At 62.9% G+C, this 661-nt stretch carries 1 protein-coding gene; it reads left to right on the top strand.

The window, feature by feature from the left end; translation table 11 throughout:
* Window positions 1-16: 16 nt before the first annotated feature.
* Window positions 17-661, top strand: a 645-nt coding sequence (locus tag RFN28_RS34695; protein ID WP_320291609.1) for an ABC transporter ATP-binding protein, incomplete at its 3' end; no start/stop codon positions are given.

Raw genomic sequence — 661 nt, 5'->3', positions numbered from 1 at the left:
AGGATTGGAGCGACCCATGAACGAGGCAGTTCGAGATCCGGCTCAACCGATCATCGAGATCGAGAACCTCTCGATCTCCTTCTTCACCCGCAAGGGCGAGATCCCGGCGGTTATGGACTTTTCCTGCACGGTCATGCCCGGTGAGGCGATGGGCATCGTCGGCGAATCCGGCTGCGGCAAGTCGACCGTGTCGCTCGGCATCATGCGCGACCTCTCCAACATCGGGAAGATCGTCGGCGGGCGGATCAAGTTCCAGGGCAGGGACATGGGCGAGATGTCCGAGGAGGAGCTTCGCACCATACGCGGCAACAAGATCGCCATGATCTACCAGGAGCCGATGGCGAGCCTCAATCCGGCGATGAAGGTCGGCCAGCAACTGATGGAAGTGCCGCTGATCCACGACAAGGTGTCGAAGGAGGAGGCTTACAAGCGGGCGCTGGAGATGGTCCGTGCCGTGAAGCTGCCCGACCCGGAGCGCATGATGCGCTCCTATCCGCACCAGCTTTCCGGCGGCCAGCAGCAGCGCATCGTCATTGCCATGGCGCTCTTATCGAAGCCGGCGCTGCTCCTGCTCGACGAGCCGACGACGGCGCTCGACGTCACCGTCGAGGCCGGCATCGTCGAACTGGTCAAGGGGCTCGGCCAGAAATTCGGCACCTCG

It is taken from the genome of Mesorhizobium album (assembly GCF_033977205.1).
Taxonomy (GTDB): Bacteria; Pseudomonadota; Alphaproteobacteria; order Rhizobiales; family Rhizobiaceae; genus Mesorhizobium; species Mesorhizobium album.
Note: the sequence above shows the minus strand (reverse complement) of the source record. Positions and strands in the feature narration are given on the sequence as shown.